17 protein-coding genes are annotated in these 16,509 nt (G+C 59.2%); 6 read left to right on the top strand and 11 right to left on the bottom strand.

All coding sequences use genetic code 11. From position 1 onward, the window contains the following. Window positions 1-55: 55 nt before the first annotated feature. The 3 genes from hda to PMI31_RS10090 all read right to left on the bottom strand — a co-directional run bounded on the left by hda (window position 56) and on the right by PMI31_RS10090 (window position 3,153). The gene (gene hda / locus PMI31_RS10100; protein WP_007898944.1) at window positions 56-760 is read right to left on the bottom strand and encodes a DnaA regulatory inactivator Hda; all 705 of its coding nucleotides are present in this window, start codon (window positions 758-760) and stop codon (window positions 56-58) included. Between the two features lie 230 nt (window positions 761-990). Continuing rightward, window positions 991-2,064 (bottom strand): AI-2E family transporter, encoded by a 1,074-nt coding sequence (locus PMI31_RS10095; RefSeq protein WP_008017883.1) that lies wholly within the window; start codon window positions 2,062-2,064, stop codon window positions 991-993. A gap of 36 nt (window positions 2,065-2,100) precedes the next feature. Continuing rightward, entirely contained in the window at window positions 2,101-3,153 is a 1,053-nt protein-coding gene (locus PMI31_RS10090; protein WP_008017882.1) for a DUF2066 domain-containing protein, read from the bottom strand. Window positions 3,154-3,539: 386 nt separating this feature from the next. On the opposite strand from PMI31_RS10090, the gene purM reads away from it, so the two are divergent. The 3 genes from purM to PMI31_RS10075 are packed head-to-tail and all read left to right on the top strand — an operon-like array spanning window position 3,540 to window position 5,970. After that, on the top strand, window positions 3,540-4,598 hold the full coding sequence (purM, locus tag PMI31_RS10085; protein WP_008017881.1) for a phosphoribosylformylglycinamidine cyclo-ligase: 1,059 nt from the start codon (window positions 3,540-3,542) through the stop codon (window positions 4,596-4,598). Next, window positions 4,598-5,248, top strand: coding sequence for a phosphoribosylglycinamide formyltransferase (gene purN, locus PMI31_RS10080; RefSeq protein ID WP_008017879.1), 651 nt, complete (start codon window positions 4,598-4,600; stop codon window positions 5,246-5,248). The genes purM and purN overlap by 1 nt, the downstream gene beginning before the upstream one ends. Before the next feature lie 8 nt (window positions 5,249-5,256). Beyond that, window positions 5,257-5,970, top strand: a complete 714-nt coding sequence (locus PMI31_RS10075; RefSeq protein WP_008017878.1) for a DUF3108 domain-containing protein — start codon at window positions 5,257-5,259, stop codon at window positions 5,968-5,970. Between the two features lie 53 nt (window positions 5,971-6,023). Here PMI31_RS10075 and PMI31_RS10070 read toward each other — a convergent pair whose 3' ends face one another. Beyond that, window positions 6,024-7,649, bottom strand: coding sequence for a methyl-accepting chemotaxis protein (locus PMI31_RS10070; RefSeq protein WP_008017876.1), 1,626 nt, complete (start codon window positions 7,647-7,649; stop codon window positions 6,024-6,026). A 236-nt stretch (window positions 7,650-7,885) separates the two neighbouring features. Here PMI31_RS10070 and PMI31_RS10065 point away from each other — a divergent pair, with 236 nt between their 5' ends. Both PMI31_RS10065 and PMI31_RS10060 read left to right on the top strand, forming a co-directional pair. Continuing rightward, entirely contained in the window at window positions 7,886-8,302 is a 417-nt protein-coding gene (locus PMI31_RS10065) for an OsmC family protein (protein WP_008017875.1), read from the top strand. 62 nt (window positions 8,303-8,364) lie between these two features. Next, window positions 8,365-9,225, top strand: coding sequence for a pirin family protein (locus PMI31_RS10060; RefSeq protein ID WP_008017874.1), 861 nt, complete (start codon window positions 8,365-8,367; stop codon window positions 9,223-9,225). Window positions 9,226-9,384: 159 nt separating this feature from the next. On the opposite strand, the gene PMI31_RS10055 is transcribed toward PMI31_RS10060, so the two are convergent. The 4 genes from PMI31_RS10055 to PMI31_RS10040 all read right to left on the bottom strand — a co-directional run bounded on the left by PMI31_RS10055 (window position 9,385) and on the right by PMI31_RS10040 (window position 13,092). After that, complete coding sequence (locus tag PMI31_RS10055) at window positions 9,385-10,113, bottom strand: dienelactone hydrolase family protein (RefSeq protein WP_008017873.1); 729 nt, start codon at window positions 10,111-10,113, stop codon at window positions 9,385-9,387. 67 nt (window positions 10,114-10,180) lie between these two features. Beyond that, on the bottom strand, window positions 10,181-12,085 hold the full coding sequence (htpG, locus tag PMI31_RS10050; protein WP_008017872.1) for a molecular chaperone HtpG: 1,905 nt from the start codon (window positions 12,083-12,085) through the stop codon (window positions 10,181-10,183). A gap of 81 nt (window positions 12,086-12,166) precedes the next feature. Beyond that, entirely contained in the window at window positions 12,167-12,619 is a 453-nt protein-coding gene (locus PMI31_RS10045) for a PaaI family thioesterase (RefSeq protein WP_008017871.1), read from the bottom strand. Next, the gene (locus PMI31_RS10040) at window positions 12,616-13,092 is read right to left on the bottom strand and encodes a PaaI family thioesterase (RefSeq protein ID WP_008017870.1); all 477 of its coding nucleotides are present in this window, start codon (window positions 13,090-13,092) and stop codon (window positions 12,616-12,618) included. Before PMI31_RS10040 ends, PMI31_RS10045 begins: the two co-directional genes overlap by 4 nt. 158 nt (window positions 13,093-13,250) lie before the next feature. Here PMI31_RS10040 and PMI31_RS10035 point away from each other — a divergent pair, with 158 nt between their 5' ends. Beyond that, on the top strand, window positions 13,251-13,466 hold the full coding sequence (locus tag PMI31_RS10035) for a hypothetical protein (protein WP_008017869.1): 216 nt from the start codon (window positions 13,251-13,253) through the stop codon (window positions 13,464-13,466). Window positions 13,467-13,533: 67 nt separating this feature from the next. Here PMI31_RS10035 and PMI31_RS10030 read toward each other — a convergent pair whose 3' ends face one another. The 3 genes from PMI31_RS10030 to brnQ all read right to left on the bottom strand — a co-directional run bounded on the left by PMI31_RS10030 (window position 13,534) and on the right by brnQ (window position 16,274). Next, a complete protein-coding gene (locus PMI31_RS10030) occupies window positions 13,534-13,935 on the bottom strand; it encodes an MAPEG family protein (protein ID WP_008017867.1) in 402 nt (133 codons plus the stop codon). Then, the gene (locus PMI31_RS10025; protein WP_008017866.1) at window positions 13,935-14,672 is read right to left on the bottom strand and encodes a DUF599 domain-containing protein; all 738 of its coding nucleotides are present in this window, start codon (window positions 14,670-14,672) and stop codon (window positions 13,935-13,937) included. The genes PMI31_RS10030 and PMI31_RS10025 overlap by 1 nt, the downstream gene beginning before the upstream one ends. A 288-nt stretch (window positions 14,673-14,960) precedes the next feature. After that, entirely contained in the window at window positions 14,961-16,274 is a 1,314-nt protein-coding gene (brnQ, locus tag PMI31_RS10020) for a branched-chain amino acid transport system II carrier protein (protein ID WP_008017865.1), read from the bottom strand. Window positions 16,275-16,509: the final 235 nt, after the last annotated feature.

Below are 16,509 nucleotides of genomic sequence, written 5' to 3'. Positions count from 1 at the left end.
GCTTTCTGGCGCCTGAAATATGCCAAACCCCGCCAAAGCCACGGTTTCCGCGGGTTTACCAGCCGAGGGTTTCTTTCAAAAACGGGATGGTCAGCTTGCGCTGAGCCTGGAGGGAGGCCTGATCGAGACGCTCCAGCAGCTCGAAAAGCGCACTCATGCTGCGGGTACCGCGAGTCAGGATGAAATGCCCGACTTCATCGGTCAGATGCAACCCGCGACGGGAGGCGCGCAATTGCAGGGCACGCAATTTGTCCTCATCGGACAGCGGGCGCATCTGGAAGATCAAGGCCAGGGTCAGGCGGGATTTTAGATCCGCCAACTTCACCGGCAACTCGCGCGGGGACGTCGACGCAGCAATCAGCAAGCGTCGGCCGCTGTCGCGCAAGCGATTGAACAGATGGAACAGCGCCTCTTCCCAGTCCGCCTTGCCGGCTACCGCCTGCAGGTCATCGAGACAGACCAGTTCGTACTGTTCAAGGTTGTCGAGAATTTCAATGCCGCGATCGAGCAGTTCGGCCAGCGGCAGATACACCGCAGGTTCCCCCAATTGCTCGAAGCGCAGGCAGGCGGCCTGCAACAGGTGCGTACGCCCTACCCCATCCTTGCCCCAAAGGTAGATCAGGCTTTCGGTCCAGCCGGCGTCGGCTTCGCATAGCCGCTCGACATAGCCGAGTGCAGCGGCATTGGCGCCTGGGTAGTAGTTGATAAAGGTGGCGTCGTCACGCAGACGCACACCTAGGGGCAGCTGAATCGGTTTCATGCTGACTGAACAGTTCCAAAGGAACCGTTAGTGGCCTCTGTGTAAAGTTTGCGAAGTTTATACCCGTGAAGCGGACCGCACAATGCGACAGACCACAAGCAAAATCAAAGGTTTGCGTTAACGCACCGGTTTTGTGACAGATTCTTTGGCGCTGCATGCGCCAGTCGCACGATGCAAGCAGGCCGACCCGGCACCAACCCGGGCAGCCCGCCATCGTCCATCGACACCCCTTACAGCTCCGGCTCGTCGACACCGCCGTAGATTTCAGAATCCTTATACAAATCATGCACATGACGCAGCAGCACCATGATCACCGCAGCAACCGGCAATGCCAGTAGCACACCGGTAAAACCAAACAACTCACCACCGGCCAGGATCGAGAAAATCACTGCCACCGGGTGCAGACCGATCCGGTCACCGACCAGCAACGGCGTCAGCACCATGCCCTCCAGTGCCTGGCCGACCATGAACACCGCGACGATGCCAAGCATCGGGTATAGATCACCACCGAACTGGAACAGCCCCGCAATCAGCGCCGCGCCAATGCCGATGATAAACCCCATGTACGGCACGATCGCCGCCAGACCGGCAATCAGGCCAATCAGCAGGCCCAGCTCCAACCCGACCAGCATCAGGCCCGCTGCGTAGATCACACCCAAGGCCACCATCACCAGCAACTGTCCGCGAACGAACGCTCCGAGCACTTCATGGCATTCACCCGCCAGCGACACCGCACGCTCTTCACGCTCACGGGGCAGCAGGCTGCGGATCCTGGCCATCATCAGGTCCCAATCGCGCAACAGGTAGAAGCTCACCACCGGAATCAGCACCAGATTCGCCAGCCAGCCAATCAACGCCAGCCCCGAGGCAGTCGCATGACTCAGCACCACGCCGACAACATCGGTGGTCTGGCTCATATGCTCGCTGATGGCGGCCTTCAGCTTGTCGAACTTCCAGAAACCGTCCGACAGGCCGAACTTCGATTGCGCCCAAGGCAACGCGGTGTGCTGTATCCAGTCGAGCATCTGCGGGGCCAGCTCATACAAGCGAAACAGCTGCCTGGCGAGCAGCGGTACCAACACCAACAGCAACGCGGTGAAGATCAATGTAAACAGGGTAAACACCGCTACTACACCCCAGGTCCGGGACAGGCCCGCCCTCTCCAGTCGATCCACCAGCGGATCGAACAGGTAGGCCAACAACAGCGCCACCAGGAACGGCGTCAGGATCGGGTGCAACAACCAGACAAACGCGCAAAGCAGGACCACCCCACCGAGCCAGAACCAACGCCGCGTATCGGCCATGAACCACTCCATTGCTTCTATATAAAGAAAGAAAAACTACCAGCGAAAACGCAGTTGCGGTGTCGGGGCGGGTGCAGGGGCAGGCACCGCACCACCGACGGCAGGCTGAACCGGCACTGCCGGGGTCGGGGCCTGACTTGCCGGCGCTTCCTGCAGCCTCGCCAGCGACAGTTGTGCACGCAACTGATCGGCACTGCCATTGACCCGGTACACAATCCGGTCGCCCTCGACACTTTGTACGCGCCCGCCAAATGGCTCCAGCAAGCGCCCAAGGGACGCGTAGTGCTCAAGATTCATGCCTTGCACTTCCAGCAATTGCGCGCTCGAAGCGCCGGGCCTGGCGACAAACCGCGGCGCCAGGCGCTCGTTGACCGCCAGCATCACCGCATCGGCCACGGCAGCCTGATCGGCGCCCTGCACGGTGCCGGCCTCTTTCTGATCGCCCAGCCACAGACGCCACTTGGCTTGCCACTGCCCACCCTCTTCCTGGGCGTGTACCGCGAGCAAGGCATCGGCGCTGTAGCGTTCCGAGGCCGCATGCAAAGGCGCGGGATCTGCACCTTCCAGATTCGGCGCGGTCGCGACGATCTGCTCATTCAAATCCGCCAATGGCAGGCGCAATGGCAAGCCTCGGTGCTGTGCAGCCCGACGCAGCGGTGCCGCGCTGGCCTGACCGTCGCCGACCAGACTTGAACCCTCGGCGGAATCATTCAGCCACCAGCCAAGGATCGACGGCCGACTGGCCCCCCACACGCCCAGTCCGGCGCGGCGCAAGGCCTGCTCGGTGGTGCCCGGATCGAAATCGACTTTCAGGACTTCCGGCGGCCCGGCATCAAAGCCGTATTGGCTGATGATCTGTTGCGGGTCCTTGCGAATCGCCGCCAGCCCCGGACTCTGAGCGGCCTTAGGGTCGCCGGTCAGACGCAACACCAAGGTGTCCAACGCTCGTTGAGTCGCCTGGTCGCGCTCCTCGGGCGACTGGCCATTCACCGGCTCGCGCACCTGGTAAAGGCCTTTGACGGTTTCGGCATGACCGACCAGGCTGACCAATGACAAACAACCTGCAAACAAGAAATTACAAAAACGCATGGGAGATTCCTGACGACAAGAGCGGCTGGAACAGACCGCATGAAGACGATCGAGCAAGGCTGTGACCATCGCCCGATGCAAAACATTCACACGTCCGGGGTATGTTTTCGCACTGTCATAACGATAGACGGTTAATCTCGATACCTTATACAGCCATGCAGGATGCCATCGACAGCGAGCATCAACGGTTTTTTTTGAACGGATATGGCCCTGCTGTCGGCCTGAGGATGGCCGCTGCGGCTCAAGCCTGATAAAATCGCGCGCCTTCGCAGACCGGCAACAGCCGGGTACCCTGAAATTCGCGTTTGGCCCTCGCCTTCGCCTGTTTCGGCGGTCCCGATGGACTCGGTCGTTACCCAGAAATCCCCCCCCTAAAGGCCTGGATCATGAGCAAGCAACCCTCCCTGAGCTACAAGGACGCCGGTGTAGACATCGACGCCGGTGAAGCATTGGTCGAACGCATCAAGAGCGTCGCCAAGCGCACTGCGCGCCCGGAAGTCATGGGCGGCCTGGGCGGTTTCGGCGCCCTCTGCGAAATCCCGGCCGGCTACAAGCAGCCTGTGCTGGTTTCCGGTACTGACGGCGTCGGCACCAAGCTGCGCCTGGCACTGAACCTGAACAAACACGACAGCATCGGCATCGACCTGGTCGCCATGTGCGTCAACGACCTGGTGGTGTGTGGCGCCGAGCCGCTGTTCTTCCTCGACTACTACGCTACCGGCAAACTGAACGTCGACACCGCTGCCCAGGTTGTGACCGGCATCGGCGCTGGCTGCGAACTGTCGGGTTGCTCGCTGGTTGGTGGCGAAACCGCTGAAATGCCGGGCATGTACGAAGGCGAAGACTACGACCTGGCCGGTTTCTGCGTCGGCGTCGTGGAAAAATCCGAAATCATCGACGGCTCCAAGGTTGCCGCCGGCGATGCCCTGCTCGCCCTGCCGTCTTCCGGCCCGCACTCCAACGGCTACTCGCTGATCCGCAAGATCATCGAAGTGTCCGGCGCCGACATCGAAAACACCCAGCTCGACGGCAAGCCGCTGACCGACCTGCTGATGGCCCCGACCCGTATCTACGTGAAGCCGCTGCTCAAGCTGATCAAGGACACCGGCGCCGTCAAAGCCATGGCCCACATCACCGGTGGTGGCCTGCTGGACAACATCCCGCGCGTGCTGCCAAAAGGCGCACAGGCCGTGGTTGACGTAGCAAGCTGGAACCGCCCGGCCGTGTTCGACTGGCTGCAAGAGAAAGGCAACGTTGACGAGAACGAAATGCACCGCGTGCTGAACTGCGGCGTGGGCATGGTCATCTGCGTGGCTCAAGAGCACGTTGAAACCGCCCTGAACGTCCTGCGTGAAGCCGGCGAGCAGCCTTGGGTCATCGGTCAGATCGCCACCGCTGCCGAAGGCGCGGCCCAGGTCGAACTGAAGAACCTCAAGGCTCACTGATGCCTAAAACCTGTGATGTAGTGGTGCTGCTGTCCGGCAGCGGCAGTAACTTGCAGGCCTTGATCGACAGCACGCGGATCGGCGACAGCCCGGCCCGCATCGCTGCGGTGATTTCCAACCGCGCCGACGCCTACGGCCTGCAACGCGCCAGGGACGCGGGTATCGACACCCGCACCCTGGATCACAAGGCTTTCGAAGGTCGCGAGGCCTTCGACGCCGCACTGATCGAATTGATCGACGCCTTCAACCCAAAACTCGTGGTATTGGCCGGCTTCATGCGCATTCTCAGCGCGGGTTTCGTACGCCACTATCAGGGTCGCCTGCTCAATATCCATCCCTCGCTGCTACCCAAATACAAAGGGTTACACACTCACCAGCGTGCGCTGGAGGCTGGCGACGCCGAGCATGGCTGCTCCGTGCACTTCGTCACCGAGGAACTCGATGGCGGACCACTGGTCGTACAAGCTGTAATACCGGTAGAGTTACAGGATTCGCCGCAGAGTCTGGCGCAGCGGGTCCATGTTCAGGAACACCTGATCTACCCGATGGCCGTACGCTGGTTTGCCGAAGGCCGTCTGGCCCTCGGCGAGCAAGGTGCTTTACTGGATGGACAGTTACTCGCGGCCAGCGGCCACTTGATTCGAAACTAGGAGATTTTATGCGTCGCGCCCTGCTCTTCGCTTGCGCTCTGCTCGCCTTGCCCTTCGCCCAGGCGGCAGACCTTCAACCCTTCTCCGCCAGCTACACCGCCGACTGGAAACAGCTGCCCATGAGCGGCACTGCCGAGCGCAGCCTGGAAAAAACCAGCGACGGCAAATGGAAACTGAGTTTCAAGGCATCGATGATGATCGCCAGCCTGACTGAAGAAAGCACCCTGACCCCGGACAAGGACACGCTTCTTCCAGTGTCGTACCACTTTGAACGTGGCGGTTTGGGCAAAGCCAAGAAATCGGATCTGGATTTCGACTGGAACACCAAAGTGATCACCGGCACCGATCGCGGCGACGCGGTCAAGGTTGCGCTGAACCGCGGCATGCTCGACAAATCCACCTACCAGTTGGCCTTGCAGCAAGACGTTGCCGCGGGCAAGAAAAGCATGAGCTATCAGGTGGTCGACGGCAATGAAGTCGATACCTATGACTTCCGCGTGCTGGGCGCTGAAAAGGTCGACACCAAGGCCGGCAAGATCGATGCGATCAAGGTTGAACGTGTACGCGACCCGACACAAAACAAACGCATCACCGTGATGTGGTTCGCCAAGGACTGGGATTACCTGCTGGTGCGCCTGCAACAGGTCGAAACCGACGGCAAGGAGTACAACATCATGCTCCTGGACGGCACGGTCAACGGCAAGGCTGTCAAAGGCAGCTGATCCGGATCGTGACGAAAAGCCCCGCAAACGCGGGGCTTTTTTTTGCCTGTCATTCAGACCGAAAACCGCGCCACCAGCGTATTCAGGTCTACCGCCAACCGCGACAACTCCTGACTCGCCGCGCTGGTCTGGTTCGCTCCAGCCGAGCTCTGTTGCGCCAGGTCACGGATATTCATCAAGTTGCGATCCACTTCCCGCGCTACCGCCGCCTGCTCCTCCGAGGCACTGGCAATCACGATATTGCGCTCGTTGATCACGGTGAATGCCGAAGCGATATCCTCCAGGGCAACGCCGGCCGCTTTCGCTGCCTCCAGCGTCGAACGCGCCCGGGTGTTGCTCTGCTGCATGGAGCTGACAGCCAGATCGGTGCCCTGCTGGATACCGCTAATCATCTGTTCGATTTCCCGGGTCGATTGCTGGGTGCGATGCGCCAGGGCCCGCACCTCATCGGCCACTACCGCAAACCCGCGCCCGGCCTCTCCGGCTCGCGCGGCTTCGATTGCCGCGTTCAGGGCCAGCAGGTTGGTCTGCTCGGCAATCGCGCGAATCACGTCCAGCACTGTAGTGATGCCATACACCTTCTGCGCCAGGTCTTCGACCTGAGTGACGTTGGTGGTGACATCTTCAGCCAGCGACTCGATCGACAGCACCGTCTGGTGCACTTGTTCGCGACCATGCTGAGCAATGCGGTCGGACTCGCGCGAAGCTTGCGAGGTTGCGGCGGCATTGCTCGCCACTTCTTCCACGGCGGCGGTCATCTGGTTGACCGCCGTGGCCGCCTGCTCGATCTCCAGGCTCTGCTGATGCAAGCCACGGGTGGCGTCTTCCGTAACGCTGCTGAGCTCCTCCGAAGCCGAGGCCAATTGGCTGGATGAATCGGATATACGCTGGATGGTTTCACGCAAACTCTGTTGCATGCTCTTGAGCGCGTGCAGCAGCCGCGCAGGTTCATCCTTGCCGGTAATGCTGATTGCTGCGGTGAGGTCGCCGCCGGCGACCACCTCGGCCACTTTCAACGACTGTGACAGTGGCAACACGATACTGCGCGTCAACAGCAGTGCCAGGCCAATGGTGATCAACGCAGTCACACCGATCATCACCCCCACCCAGATCCGCGACTGGTTGAACACAAGGCGTCCCGCTTCAGTCGCCAGATTGGCGTTGTGCTTGTTGCGTTCGACCAGTTGCCTGAGTGTGAGCGTGATCTCATCGGCCAGCGGGTTCATCTCGCCATTGAGAATGGCCGCTGCCTCTTCCACCCGTCCCTGGGTAGCTTCGGCCATCACCTGACTCTGGAACTGCAGATATTTGCTCTCGGCAGCCTTGAAGCGATCGAACAACACACGGTCTTCAGGCAGCACGATCAACTTGTCATAGCGTTGCTGTGCCTCGTCGAGAACACTTTTGAGTTCGTTGATTTTATTGACGTTCTGCGCCTGTGCCTGTGGATCGCGATTGATCAGCAAACGCATGGTCAGCGCCCGCAGCCGCAACATGTCCTGACTCATATCACCGACCGCCATCACACTGGGCAGCCAGTTGTCATCGACCTGATCGGACTGCGCCCGCATATTCGACATTTGCAGCAGGGCAAACGCCCCCAAGCCAAAAACCATCAACGCCAACAGGCCAAAACCGAGACTCGCGCGTGGCGCAATATTGAGACTTCTGATACTCATTCCCCAGGTTCCTTCCAAAAGCGCTGCATCAGGCAGCTGGTTCTTTAGACGGTATCGGACTGTAGAAAATTTGCGTAAGACGAAAAAGTGATATCAAAACACCATTACTATTACGGTAACGATTCAGCGAAAAGGTCCACCGGTACAAGAAAACCGGAACGCACATCCGGCACCATGCTCTATACCTTCAAGGTCTTTTTGATCGAATAAATGTCCTGTTACTTGCGAGGTTTCCCATGACCGTTACTGTCAACACTGTCTCCACCGAAGGTTTCCGTCACAGCATACAAATCGATGACCATGAACTTTTCGCCGACGTGCCCGTCACGGCTGGCGGAGAAGGTTCGGCGCCGGAGCCGCACGATTATTTCGATGCCGCACTGGGTGCCTGCAAAGCCCTGACCCTGAAGCTGTATGCCAGGAAGAAGGACATCCCGTTGACCGGTGTCGGCGTCGAGGTCAAGCGCGACAACAGCCTGGAACAGAAAGGCCAATATGCACTGCACGTCAAACTGACCCTCAAGGGCGTGCTCACCGACGCCCAGCGCGAAGAACTGCACCGCGTGGCCGATCGCTGCCCGGTCCACAAGCTGATGACCACGTCCGAAGTCAGCATCGAAACGCATTTGTCCGAAGGCGCGTTCAGCCAATAGCGGCAAGGGCAGCGCAAGCGGGTTATGCTCGACCGCATCACCCGCTCAGCCTGGAACGCACCATGAACACTCCGCTCGTGATTCGCCCCCGCACCGAAGATGTCGAAGGCCAGCCGATTCTCCGCCCGTTGCCATCCGCCAAGTGCCGCAGCGTCGGGCCATTCGTGTTTTTTGATCACATGCTGGAAACCCGTTATCCGCCGGGCAAAGGCATGAACATCCGCCAGCATCCGCACATCGGCCTGTCCACCCTCACCTACCTGTTCCAGGGGCAAATCCAGCACAAGGACAGCCTCGGTTCCGATCAGATTGTCGATACCGGCGATGTCAGCTGGATGACGGCCGGCAGCGCCATTGCCCACGTGGAACGCACGCCCGAGGCCCTGAAAGAAAGCGGCTTCACGATGCACGGCCTGCAGATCTGGCTGGCTTCGCCCAAGGACAAAGAACAGGGCCCAGGGCATTACAGCCACCATCCGGCGTCCACATTGCCGGTCAGCGAAAACCTGGGGGTGAAGATTCGCATGATTGCCGGCTCAGGCTTTTGCCTGGAATCACCGGTACCGGTGCTTTCTCCTACGCTGTACGCGGAATTGCACCTGCAAACGGCGACAACGCTGCTGATCCCCACCGAGCATGAAGAACGTGCGCTGTATGTGTTGAGTGGAGAGGTACAACTGGAGGGCGAACTGCTGGAGCCCTACACGCTAGTGGTGCTGCCGGTCGGGGAAGAGATGACGCTGTTCACCGAGAGCGACTGTCATGCCGTGCTGTTTGGCGGAGCGCCACTGGACGGGCCACGGCGGATCAACTGGAATTTTGTCGCGAGCGATCCGGCGGCTATCGATGAAGCGCGCCGGCGCTGGGCGGCCGGGGATTGGCCGACGGTGCCGGGGGAAGTTGAGCGGATCGAATTGCCTTAAAATTTTCGGCGCCAGCTATACCGACATCGCGGGCAAGCCCGCTCCCACAAGGATCTTTGTCGTACACAAACTCTGTGTTCGCTGGATAATCCTGTGGGAGCGGGCTTGCCCGCGAAGAGGCCAGCCAGGGCACCGAATTAGCCGGTGTCAGGAAACAGATCAGCCCTTGAACACTTCATCCAGCAGGTTATGCATCGACGTGAACGCCCGTGCGGCAATCTTCGCGTCATACATCATCATGCCCGGCACCTTGGCGTGCGGGTCGGTGAACGAGTGAAACGCACCGCCGTAGCTCAGCAATTGCCAGTCCACGCCGGCCGCGTTCATTTCATCTTCGAACGCTGGCAACTGCTCCTTCGGCACCAGTGGATCGGAGGCACCGTGCAGCACCAGCACCTTGCCCTTGATGTTTTTCGCATCGGCCGGATTCGGTGTGTCCAGCGTGCCGTGGAACGATACTGCGGCCTTCACCGGCGCGCCGGTACGGGCAAATTCCAGGGCGCAGCAACCGCCGAAGCAGAAACCGTAAGTCGCCAGTTTCGATGTATCGACCGCCGCTTCGCCCTGCTTTTGCAATTGTTCGAACGCTGCCTGCATACGCTTGCGCAGCAATGCCCGGTCGTTCTTCAGCGGCATCATCGCCGCGCCCGCCTCATCGTTGTTGGTTGGACGAACCGCCTGGCCGTAGAGGTCCGCAACCAGCACCACGTAGCCCTTGGCCGCCACCGATTTGGCGATGTCCTCGGCACCGGCGCCGACGCCCATCCAGTTCGGCGCCATCAACAAACCCGGGCGCGGACCTTTATGATCGGCATCGAAGGCCAGGCGGCTTTCGTAAGCCTGGCCGTCAATCTGATAAGCAACGGAACGTACTGTGATTTGGCTCATTTCTGACTCCTAATGTTTAAACACCGGAATGAAAAAACCCGCCGAAGCGGGTTTTTATAGAACACAGTTAAGCCGATAGCTCGACCAACAGCTTGTTCAGGCGACGCACATAAGCCGCCGGATCTTTCAAGCTGTCACCGGCCGCCAGGGCCGCCTGATCGAAGAGGATGTGCGACAGGTCGCCGAAGCGCTCGTCGCTCTGCTCGTTGTCGAGCTTCTCGATCAGCGGGTGAGCCGGGTTGAATTCGAAGATCGGCTTCGAATCCGGTACCTTCTGGCCGCTGGCTTCGAGGATCTGACGCATCTGCAGGCCCAGGTCCTGCTCACCGATGGCGAGGATCGCCGGGGAGTCGGTCAGGCGATGGGAAACCCGAACTTCGGCTACGGATTCGCCCAGTGCAGTCTTCAGACGCTCAACCAGACCTTCTTTGGACTTGGCGACCTCTTCCGCGGCCTTCTTGTCCTCTTCCGAGTCCAGGTTGCCCAGGTCCAGGTCACCGCGCGCCACGTCGACGAAGCTCTTGCCGTCGAAGTCGTTGAGGTAGCTCATCAGCCACTCGTCGATGCGGTCGGTCAACAGCAGCACTTCGATGCCTTTCTTGCGGAAGACTTCCAGGTGCGGGCTGTTTTTGACCTGCGCGTAGGTTTCGCCGGTCAGGTAGTAGATCTTGTCCTGACCTTCCTTGGCGCGCGCCAGGTACTCGGTCAGGCCAACAACCTGTTCGCCATCGTCGCCACTGGTCGATGCGAAACGCAGCAGACCGGCGATTTTTTCTTTGTTGGCGAAATCTTCTGCCGGGCCTTCTTTCATGACCTGACCGAAGTTTTTCCAGAAGCCCTTGTATTGCTCAGGCTCGTTCTTCGCCAGTTTTTCCAGCATGTCCAGAACGCGCTTGGTCAGCGCCGACTTCATGGAATCGATGATCGGGTCTTTTTGCAGGATTTCCCGCGACACGTTCAGCGACAGGTCGTTGGAGTCGACCACGCCTTTGATGAAGCGCAGGTACAGCGGCAGGAAGGACTCGGCCTGATCCATGACGAACACGCGCTGCACGTATAGCTTCAGGCCTTTCGGCGCTTCACGCTGGTACAGGTCAAACGGCGCACGGCTCGGCACGTACAGCAACGAGCTGTACTCCAGCTTGCCTTCGACCTTGTTGTGGCTCCAGCTCAGCGGGTTTTCGAAATCGTGGGCGATGTGCTTGTAGAACTCCTGGTACTCCTCGTCCTTGATCTCGGTACGCGGACGGGTCCACAGGGCGCTGGCGCGGTTGACGGTTTCCCACTCAACTGCAGGCTTCTCTTCGCCTTCAGCGGCTGCCACTTCTTTCGGCAGCTCGATCGGCAAGGCGATATGGTCGGAGTACTTCTTGATGATATTGCGCAGACGCCAGCCATCGGCGAACTCGTCTTCACCGGATTTCAGGTGCAGGACGATGCGGGTACCGCGCTCGGCCTTGTCGATGGTCGCGACTTCGAAGTTGCCTTCGCCCTTGGACGACCAGTGCACGCCTTCGCTGGCGGCGCTGCCGGCACGACGGCTGAACACGTCGACTTTGTCGGCGACGATGAATGCGGAGTAGAAACCGACACCGAACTGGCCGATCAGGTGCGAATCTTTCTTCTGGTCGCCGGTCAGGTGCTTCATGAAATCGGCGGTGCCGGACTTGGCGATGGTGCCCAGGTGGGTGATCGCATCTTCGCGGCTCATGCCGATACCGTTGTCTTCGAGGGTGACGGTTTTAGCGTCCTTGTCGAAGCTCACGCGGATTTTCAGTTCGGCGCCACCTTCCAGCAGCTCTGGCTTGGCCAGGGCTTCAAAACGTAATTTGTCGACAGCGTCAGAGGCGTTCGAGATCAATTCGCGAAGGAAAATTTCCTTGTTGGAATACAGCGAATGGATCATGAGATGCAGCAGTTGCTTCACCTCGGTCTGGAAGCCCAGGGTTTCCTTTTGAGTTTCCACACTCATGGTCATCAAACTCCAATCAGATGGCATAAGCCGCGACCTTGAGGGTCGGCGGCGGGTTGTCCTCAGAGTTGGGGGCTGAGTTCAGGATTTCAAGGGCTCTTCGAGTTTGAAATGTGCGCGGGCCGTGGCAATGGGTTCGGCCTCGGTGCTTTGCCAGGCGGTAATCGCCACGTTGGCGACCCGGCGACCCTGGCGGCAAACCTGGCAGCGGGCCCAGGTGTCGCGAAACTGCCCGGCACGCAGGTAATCCAGGGAGAAGTCGATGATCTTCGGCACCCCGGGCGTTCCGGTAAACACCAACAGGTGCAGCGCTGCAGCCAATTCCATGAAACCGGCGATCACACCGCCATGAATCGCCGGCAACAACGGGTTACCAATGTTGTCCTTGTTCGCGGGCAGCTTGAACAGCAACTCATCTCCCACCCTTGAGCATTCGACGCCGATCAGCCGGGCATAAGGAATCAGATCCAGCAGCGAGGCGTAATCGCCCTGCTCGTGGGCCTTTTGCAATTGGTCCTTCAGGGACTCGCTCATTGCGCCCCCCCGGCAATTGCGCCACCAAAGCCCTTGGTACCCTTGATGCCCTTGCCCATGCGCATGAAAGTGCCTACCACATGGGCAATGGGTTGCCCGGGGTCATCCTGATAGGCGAAGCCACGGGCAAAAATCACGTCGGTGGTAACTCGATAGCACTGGGCAAAGCCGTAGACATTCTTATGCGGCTCGGCGGCGTGCATATAGTCGATGCGCAAGTCGAGGGTCGGGCAGACTTCGAATTCCGGGAGCACGCAGAGTGTCGCCATGCCACAGGCCGTGTCCATCAGCGAGGTCAGCGCCCCGCCATGAATCACGCCAGTTTCGGGATTGCCGACGATCTGCGGGCTGTACGGCAACACAATCGTCAGCCCTTCGCTGCTGGCGCTGTGGACGCTTAGTCCAAGTACCTGACAATGCCGCAGCGCCGACAGAAAGCGCATCGCACGCTCAAAAACGGGGTTTTCAGCCATTTTATAAAAACTCTTGTTGATGTTCGTACAGTGCGGTGGAGGTTCGGGTAAAAGTTCCGCACTAGAGCAAACTTATATATCTGAAAGAATTAAGGAACTTAACCCTGATGCGTGGGCTCTTAAGGCCAGTAGATGCTTTTCATCAGGAGAAACACCCCATGCGTAAGACTTTAGCTATTGCCTTGATGTTGACCGCTTCCCTCGGTCTCGCTGCCTGCGGCAAAAAATCCGAGGACAAAGCTCAAGATGCTAACCAAAATGCTGAGCAAGCCCAGCAAAAAATGAACGACGCGGCGAAAGAGGCTGCTCCGGCTGCTCCGGTCGCTCCGGCTGCTCCAGCCGCTCCGGCCGCTCCGGAAGCGCCTAAGAACTAATCCGGTTTTTAGCGTGATAAAAGAAAACCCGCCAAGTGCGGGTTTTCTTTTGTCTTGAAAAAAGCGGTTAGAGCAAAATCGTTCGAAAAGTCGGACTGATCATCAGCAACAGCGAACAGATTAATCCGACCAGCCAAACCATACTGCGTTGCCAGGCCAGGTCCTTCCAGTAACACACCAGGTAAATAACCCGCGAGACCACAAAGATGATCGCCAGACAGTCGATCAGCCATCCCGCCGTCTGCGTGGTATGCGCCATCAACACACCCACCGCGAACAAAATGAACGCTTCGAAACTATTCTGATGTGCGGCCACTGCGCGGGCGCCCAGGCCTGTGAGTTGCATCTGTTGTTGGCGCGGCAAGTGGTTATTGTAGCCGCCCTGCTCTTTCATGGCGCTGGTAACGGGGATTCGCGCCAGGTAGATCAACACTGCACTGATAAACACGCACCAGAATGGAATATTCATCAAGCAGCCTCTTTGATCACCTCCGGCAACGGCGCCTCTGTAGGGGTATAGACCATCACGTCGAGAACGTCGGAATGAAACTCGCGGCGGTACAACACAAACACGACGCCGGCACTCATCAACATGAATAACCATGGGCTGACAAACCAGGCCAGCATGGTCATGCCGAAGTAGTAGGAACGCAGCCCGAAGTTGAACTGGTTGGCAGCCATGGAGATGACGCGGGCCGCGCGGGAAGCAAACGCCTTGCGCTCTTGCTCCGACACATGACGCTCGCCGACCATCGGTGCCGAACCCACCAGTACCGCCGCAAAGTTGTATTGGCGCATGCACCAGCTGAACGTGAAGAATGCATAGACAAACACCAGCGCCAGGCACAGCAATTTGATTTCCGACATGCCCTGGGACGCCTGTTGCACCATCGGGATATCCGCCAGCAACGATACCGCCCGCTCCGAAGCGCCCAACACGGTGAGAATACCGGCCAGGATAATCAACGTACTGGAGGCGAAGAACGACGCATTGCGCTCCAGATTGCCGATCACACTGGCATCGGCGATGCGGTTGTCACGCAGCAGCATGCGGCGCATCCAGTCTTCGCGGTACAGGTGCAGCACACTGGCCAGGCACGCGGTGTCTCGGCCTTTCCAGGTGGCATAACGGGTGTATCCGCCCCAACAGGTAACGAACCAGACGGCGGCAAGAATGTGGATCAGGTTGGCTTGGATGAACGACATGCAGGTCCTTGTGATGTATTTGCGATGTACATAAACCCTGTAGGAGCGAGCTTGCTCGCGAAGGTCGTGAACCATGGCGCGTGATTTCTGGATAAGCGTGTTGCTCTCGGGTTCTTCGTCGGAACGCCGCCCGGAGCGAGCTCGCTCCTACAATCGATTCGGCAATGCTTCGACGTTAACGCAACGTAAAAGACACCGCACTCTCCGACAAAAAAATGCCCCGTATCGATTGATACGGGGCATTTCTGATTCGGCTCAAGACCCGCTTGTGGCGGGCCGTGAAACGACTTAAGCCAGGGCTTCGGCCCGCTTGCCCAGCAGGCGATCGCAAACCACGGCGACCACCAGCGTCATTACCGACGGCACCAACCACGCCAGACCTTGCTCACTCAGTGGCAAGTGGGACATCTGAGTCGGCATCCAGTCCGCCAGACCGGCACCCTTCAGGGCGTCGATCAGGCCGAAGATGAACGACACCAGCATGACCGGGCCGAGGATACGCCCCTGCTCATGCCAGAAGTCCTTACAGAAGCTCAACGCCACCAGAACGATGCACGGTGGGTAGATCGCGGTCAGTACCGGGATCGAGAACGCAATCAGCTTGGTCAGGCCCAGGTTGGACACCAGCAGGGAGAATGCAGCAAGGATGATGACCAGCGTCTTGTAGGACAGTGGCAGCACTCGGCTGAAGTACTCGGCGCAGGCACAGGTCAGGCCGACCGCGGTCACCAGGCATGCCAACGAGATCAGCACCGCGAGGAAACCACTGCCCAGCGAACCGAAGGTGTGCTGCACGTAAGCGTGCAACACCGCCGCGCCATTGGTAGCGCCTGCGGCCACTTCATGGCTGCCCGAACCGAGACGGAACAGGCTGACATACACCAGCGCCAGGCCCACACCGGCAATCAGACCGGCAATAATCGCGTAGCGGGTGATCAGTGCTGGCGACTCGACGCCGCGGGAACGAATGGCGTTGACGATGACGATGCCGAACACCAGGGCGCCCAGGGTATCCATGGTCAGGTAACCATTGATGAAGCCCTGGGAAAACGGCGCCGCCACGTATTCCGGCGTAGCCTGGCCAATGTCACCGGCCGGCAGGGCGAATGCGGCAATGCCCAGCACCGCCAGGGCGATGATCTTCAGCGGCGCGAGGAAGCGCCCTACGGTATCCAGCAAACGGCCCGGATACAGCGAGATAAAGAACACCAGCAGGAAGTAGACTGAGCTGTACAGGAACAACGCCAGCGGGCTCTCGCCGGTCAGCGGCGCCAGGCCCACTTCGAACGATACCGTCGCGGTACGTGGCGTGGCGAACAGCGGGCCTACGGCCAGGTAGCACGCCGCCGCCAACAGGCCGCCGGCGATTTTACCGATCGGGCTGCTCAACGCATCCATTGCACCACCGACCTTGGCCAGGGCCACAACGGTGATCACCGGAAGACCGACCGCGGTGACCAGGAAACCCAGCGCCGCCATCCAGACATTAGGCCCGGACTGCAAACCGACGATAGGCGGGAAGATGATGTTGCCAGCCCCGACGAACAGGGCAAACGTCATAAAACCAAGTGCCAGGATGTCCTGGCCTTTCAACACTTTCATTAAGGAAATACCACACTACTGAATCGGAATTTAGAGAGGGATTTCCCTATGGGTGAGGGAAATGCTGTCAGTCCGTATAAGACCAACCCTTTTAGCGCGTTGCCGCCTTGTGGGCCGCGGACGCAAAAATGGCGCGTAGCCTAACGAATTTGACCGATAAACGCACTATTGCAGGGCAAACTATCCGATACACGACATCTTTGTGTCGCGTTTACATACTGAATGTTCATGTCCG

The sequence above is a fragment of the Pseudomonas sp. GM55 genome, from assembly GCF_000282395.1.
Lineage (GTDB): Bacteria > Pseudomonadota > Gammaproteobacteria > Pseudomonadales > Pseudomonadaceae > Aquipseudomonas > Aquipseudomonas fluorescens_CC.
The sequence above is the reverse complement of the archived record's forward strand: the minus strand, read 5'-3'. Positions and strand labels throughout refer to the sequence as shown.

Bases quoted from the DNA above. Each gene is read 5' to 3' on its own strand.
- PMI31_RS10035 (WP_008017869.1), top strand. From the start codon at position 13,251: ATGCGTAAGACTTTAGCTATTGCCTTGATGTTGACCGCTTCCCTCGGT.
- htpG (WP_008017872.1), bottom strand. From the start codon at position 12,085: ATGAGTGTGGAAACTCAAAAGGAAACCCTGGGCTTCCAGACCGAGGTG.
- PMI31_RS10065 (WP_008017875.1), top strand. From the start codon at position 7,886: ATGACCGTTACTGTCAACACTGTCTCCACCGAAGGTTTCCGTCACAGC.
- brnQ (WP_008017865.1), bottom strand. From the start codon at position 16,274: ATGAAAGTGTTGAAAGGCCAGGACATCCTGGCACTTGGTTTTATGACG.
- hda (WP_007898944.1), bottom strand. From the start codon at position 760: ATGAAACCGATTCAGCTGCCCCTAGGTGTGCGTCTGCGTGACGACGCC.
- PMI31_RS10075 (WP_008017878.1), top strand. From the start codon at position 5,257: ATGCGTCGCGCCCTGCTCTTCGCTTGCGCTCTGCTCGCCTTGCCCTTC.
- PMI31_RS10025 (WP_008017866.1), bottom strand. From the start codon at position 14,672: ATGTCGTTCATCCAAGCCAACCTGATCCACATTCTTGCCGCCGTCTGG.
- PMI31_RS10055 (WP_008017873.1), bottom strand. From the start codon at position 10,113: ATGAGCCAAATCACAGTACGTTCCGTTGCTTATCAGATTGACGGCCAG.
- PMI31_RS10090 (WP_008017882.1), bottom strand. From the start codon at position 3,153: ATGCGTTTTTGTAATTTCTTGTTTGCAGGTTGTTTGTCATTGGTCAGC.
- PMI31_RS10040 (WP_008017870.1), bottom strand. From the start codon at position 13,092: ATGGCTGAAAACCCCGTTTTTGAGCGTGCGATGCGCTTTCTGTCGGCG.
- PMI31_RS10070 (WP_008017876.1), bottom strand. From the start codon at position 7,649: ATGAGTATCAGAAGTCTCAATATTGCGCCACGCGCGAGTCTCGGTTTT.
- purN (WP_008017879.1), top strand. From the start codon at position 4,598: ATGCCTAAAACCTGTGATGTAGTGGTGCTGCTGTCCGGCAGCGGCAGT.
- PMI31_RS10045 (WP_008017871.1), bottom strand. From the start codon at position 12,619: ATGAGCGAGTCCCTGAAGGACCAATTGCAAAAGGCCCACGAGCAGGGC.
- purM (WP_008017881.1), top strand. From the start codon at position 3,540: ATGAGCAAGCAACCCTCCCTGAGCTACAAGGACGCCGGTGTAGACATC.
- PMI31_RS10060 (WP_008017874.1), top strand. From the start codon at position 8,365: ATGAACACTCCGCTCGTGATTCGCCCCCGCACCGAAGATGTCGAAGGC.
- PMI31_RS10030 (WP_008017867.1), bottom strand. From the start codon at position 13,935: ATGAATATTCCATTCTGGTGCGTGTTTATCAGTGCAGTGTTGATCTAC.
- PMI31_RS10095 (WP_008017883.1), bottom strand. From the start codon at position 2,064: ATGGCCGATACGCGGCGTTGGTTCTGGCTCGGTGGGGTGGTCCTGCTT.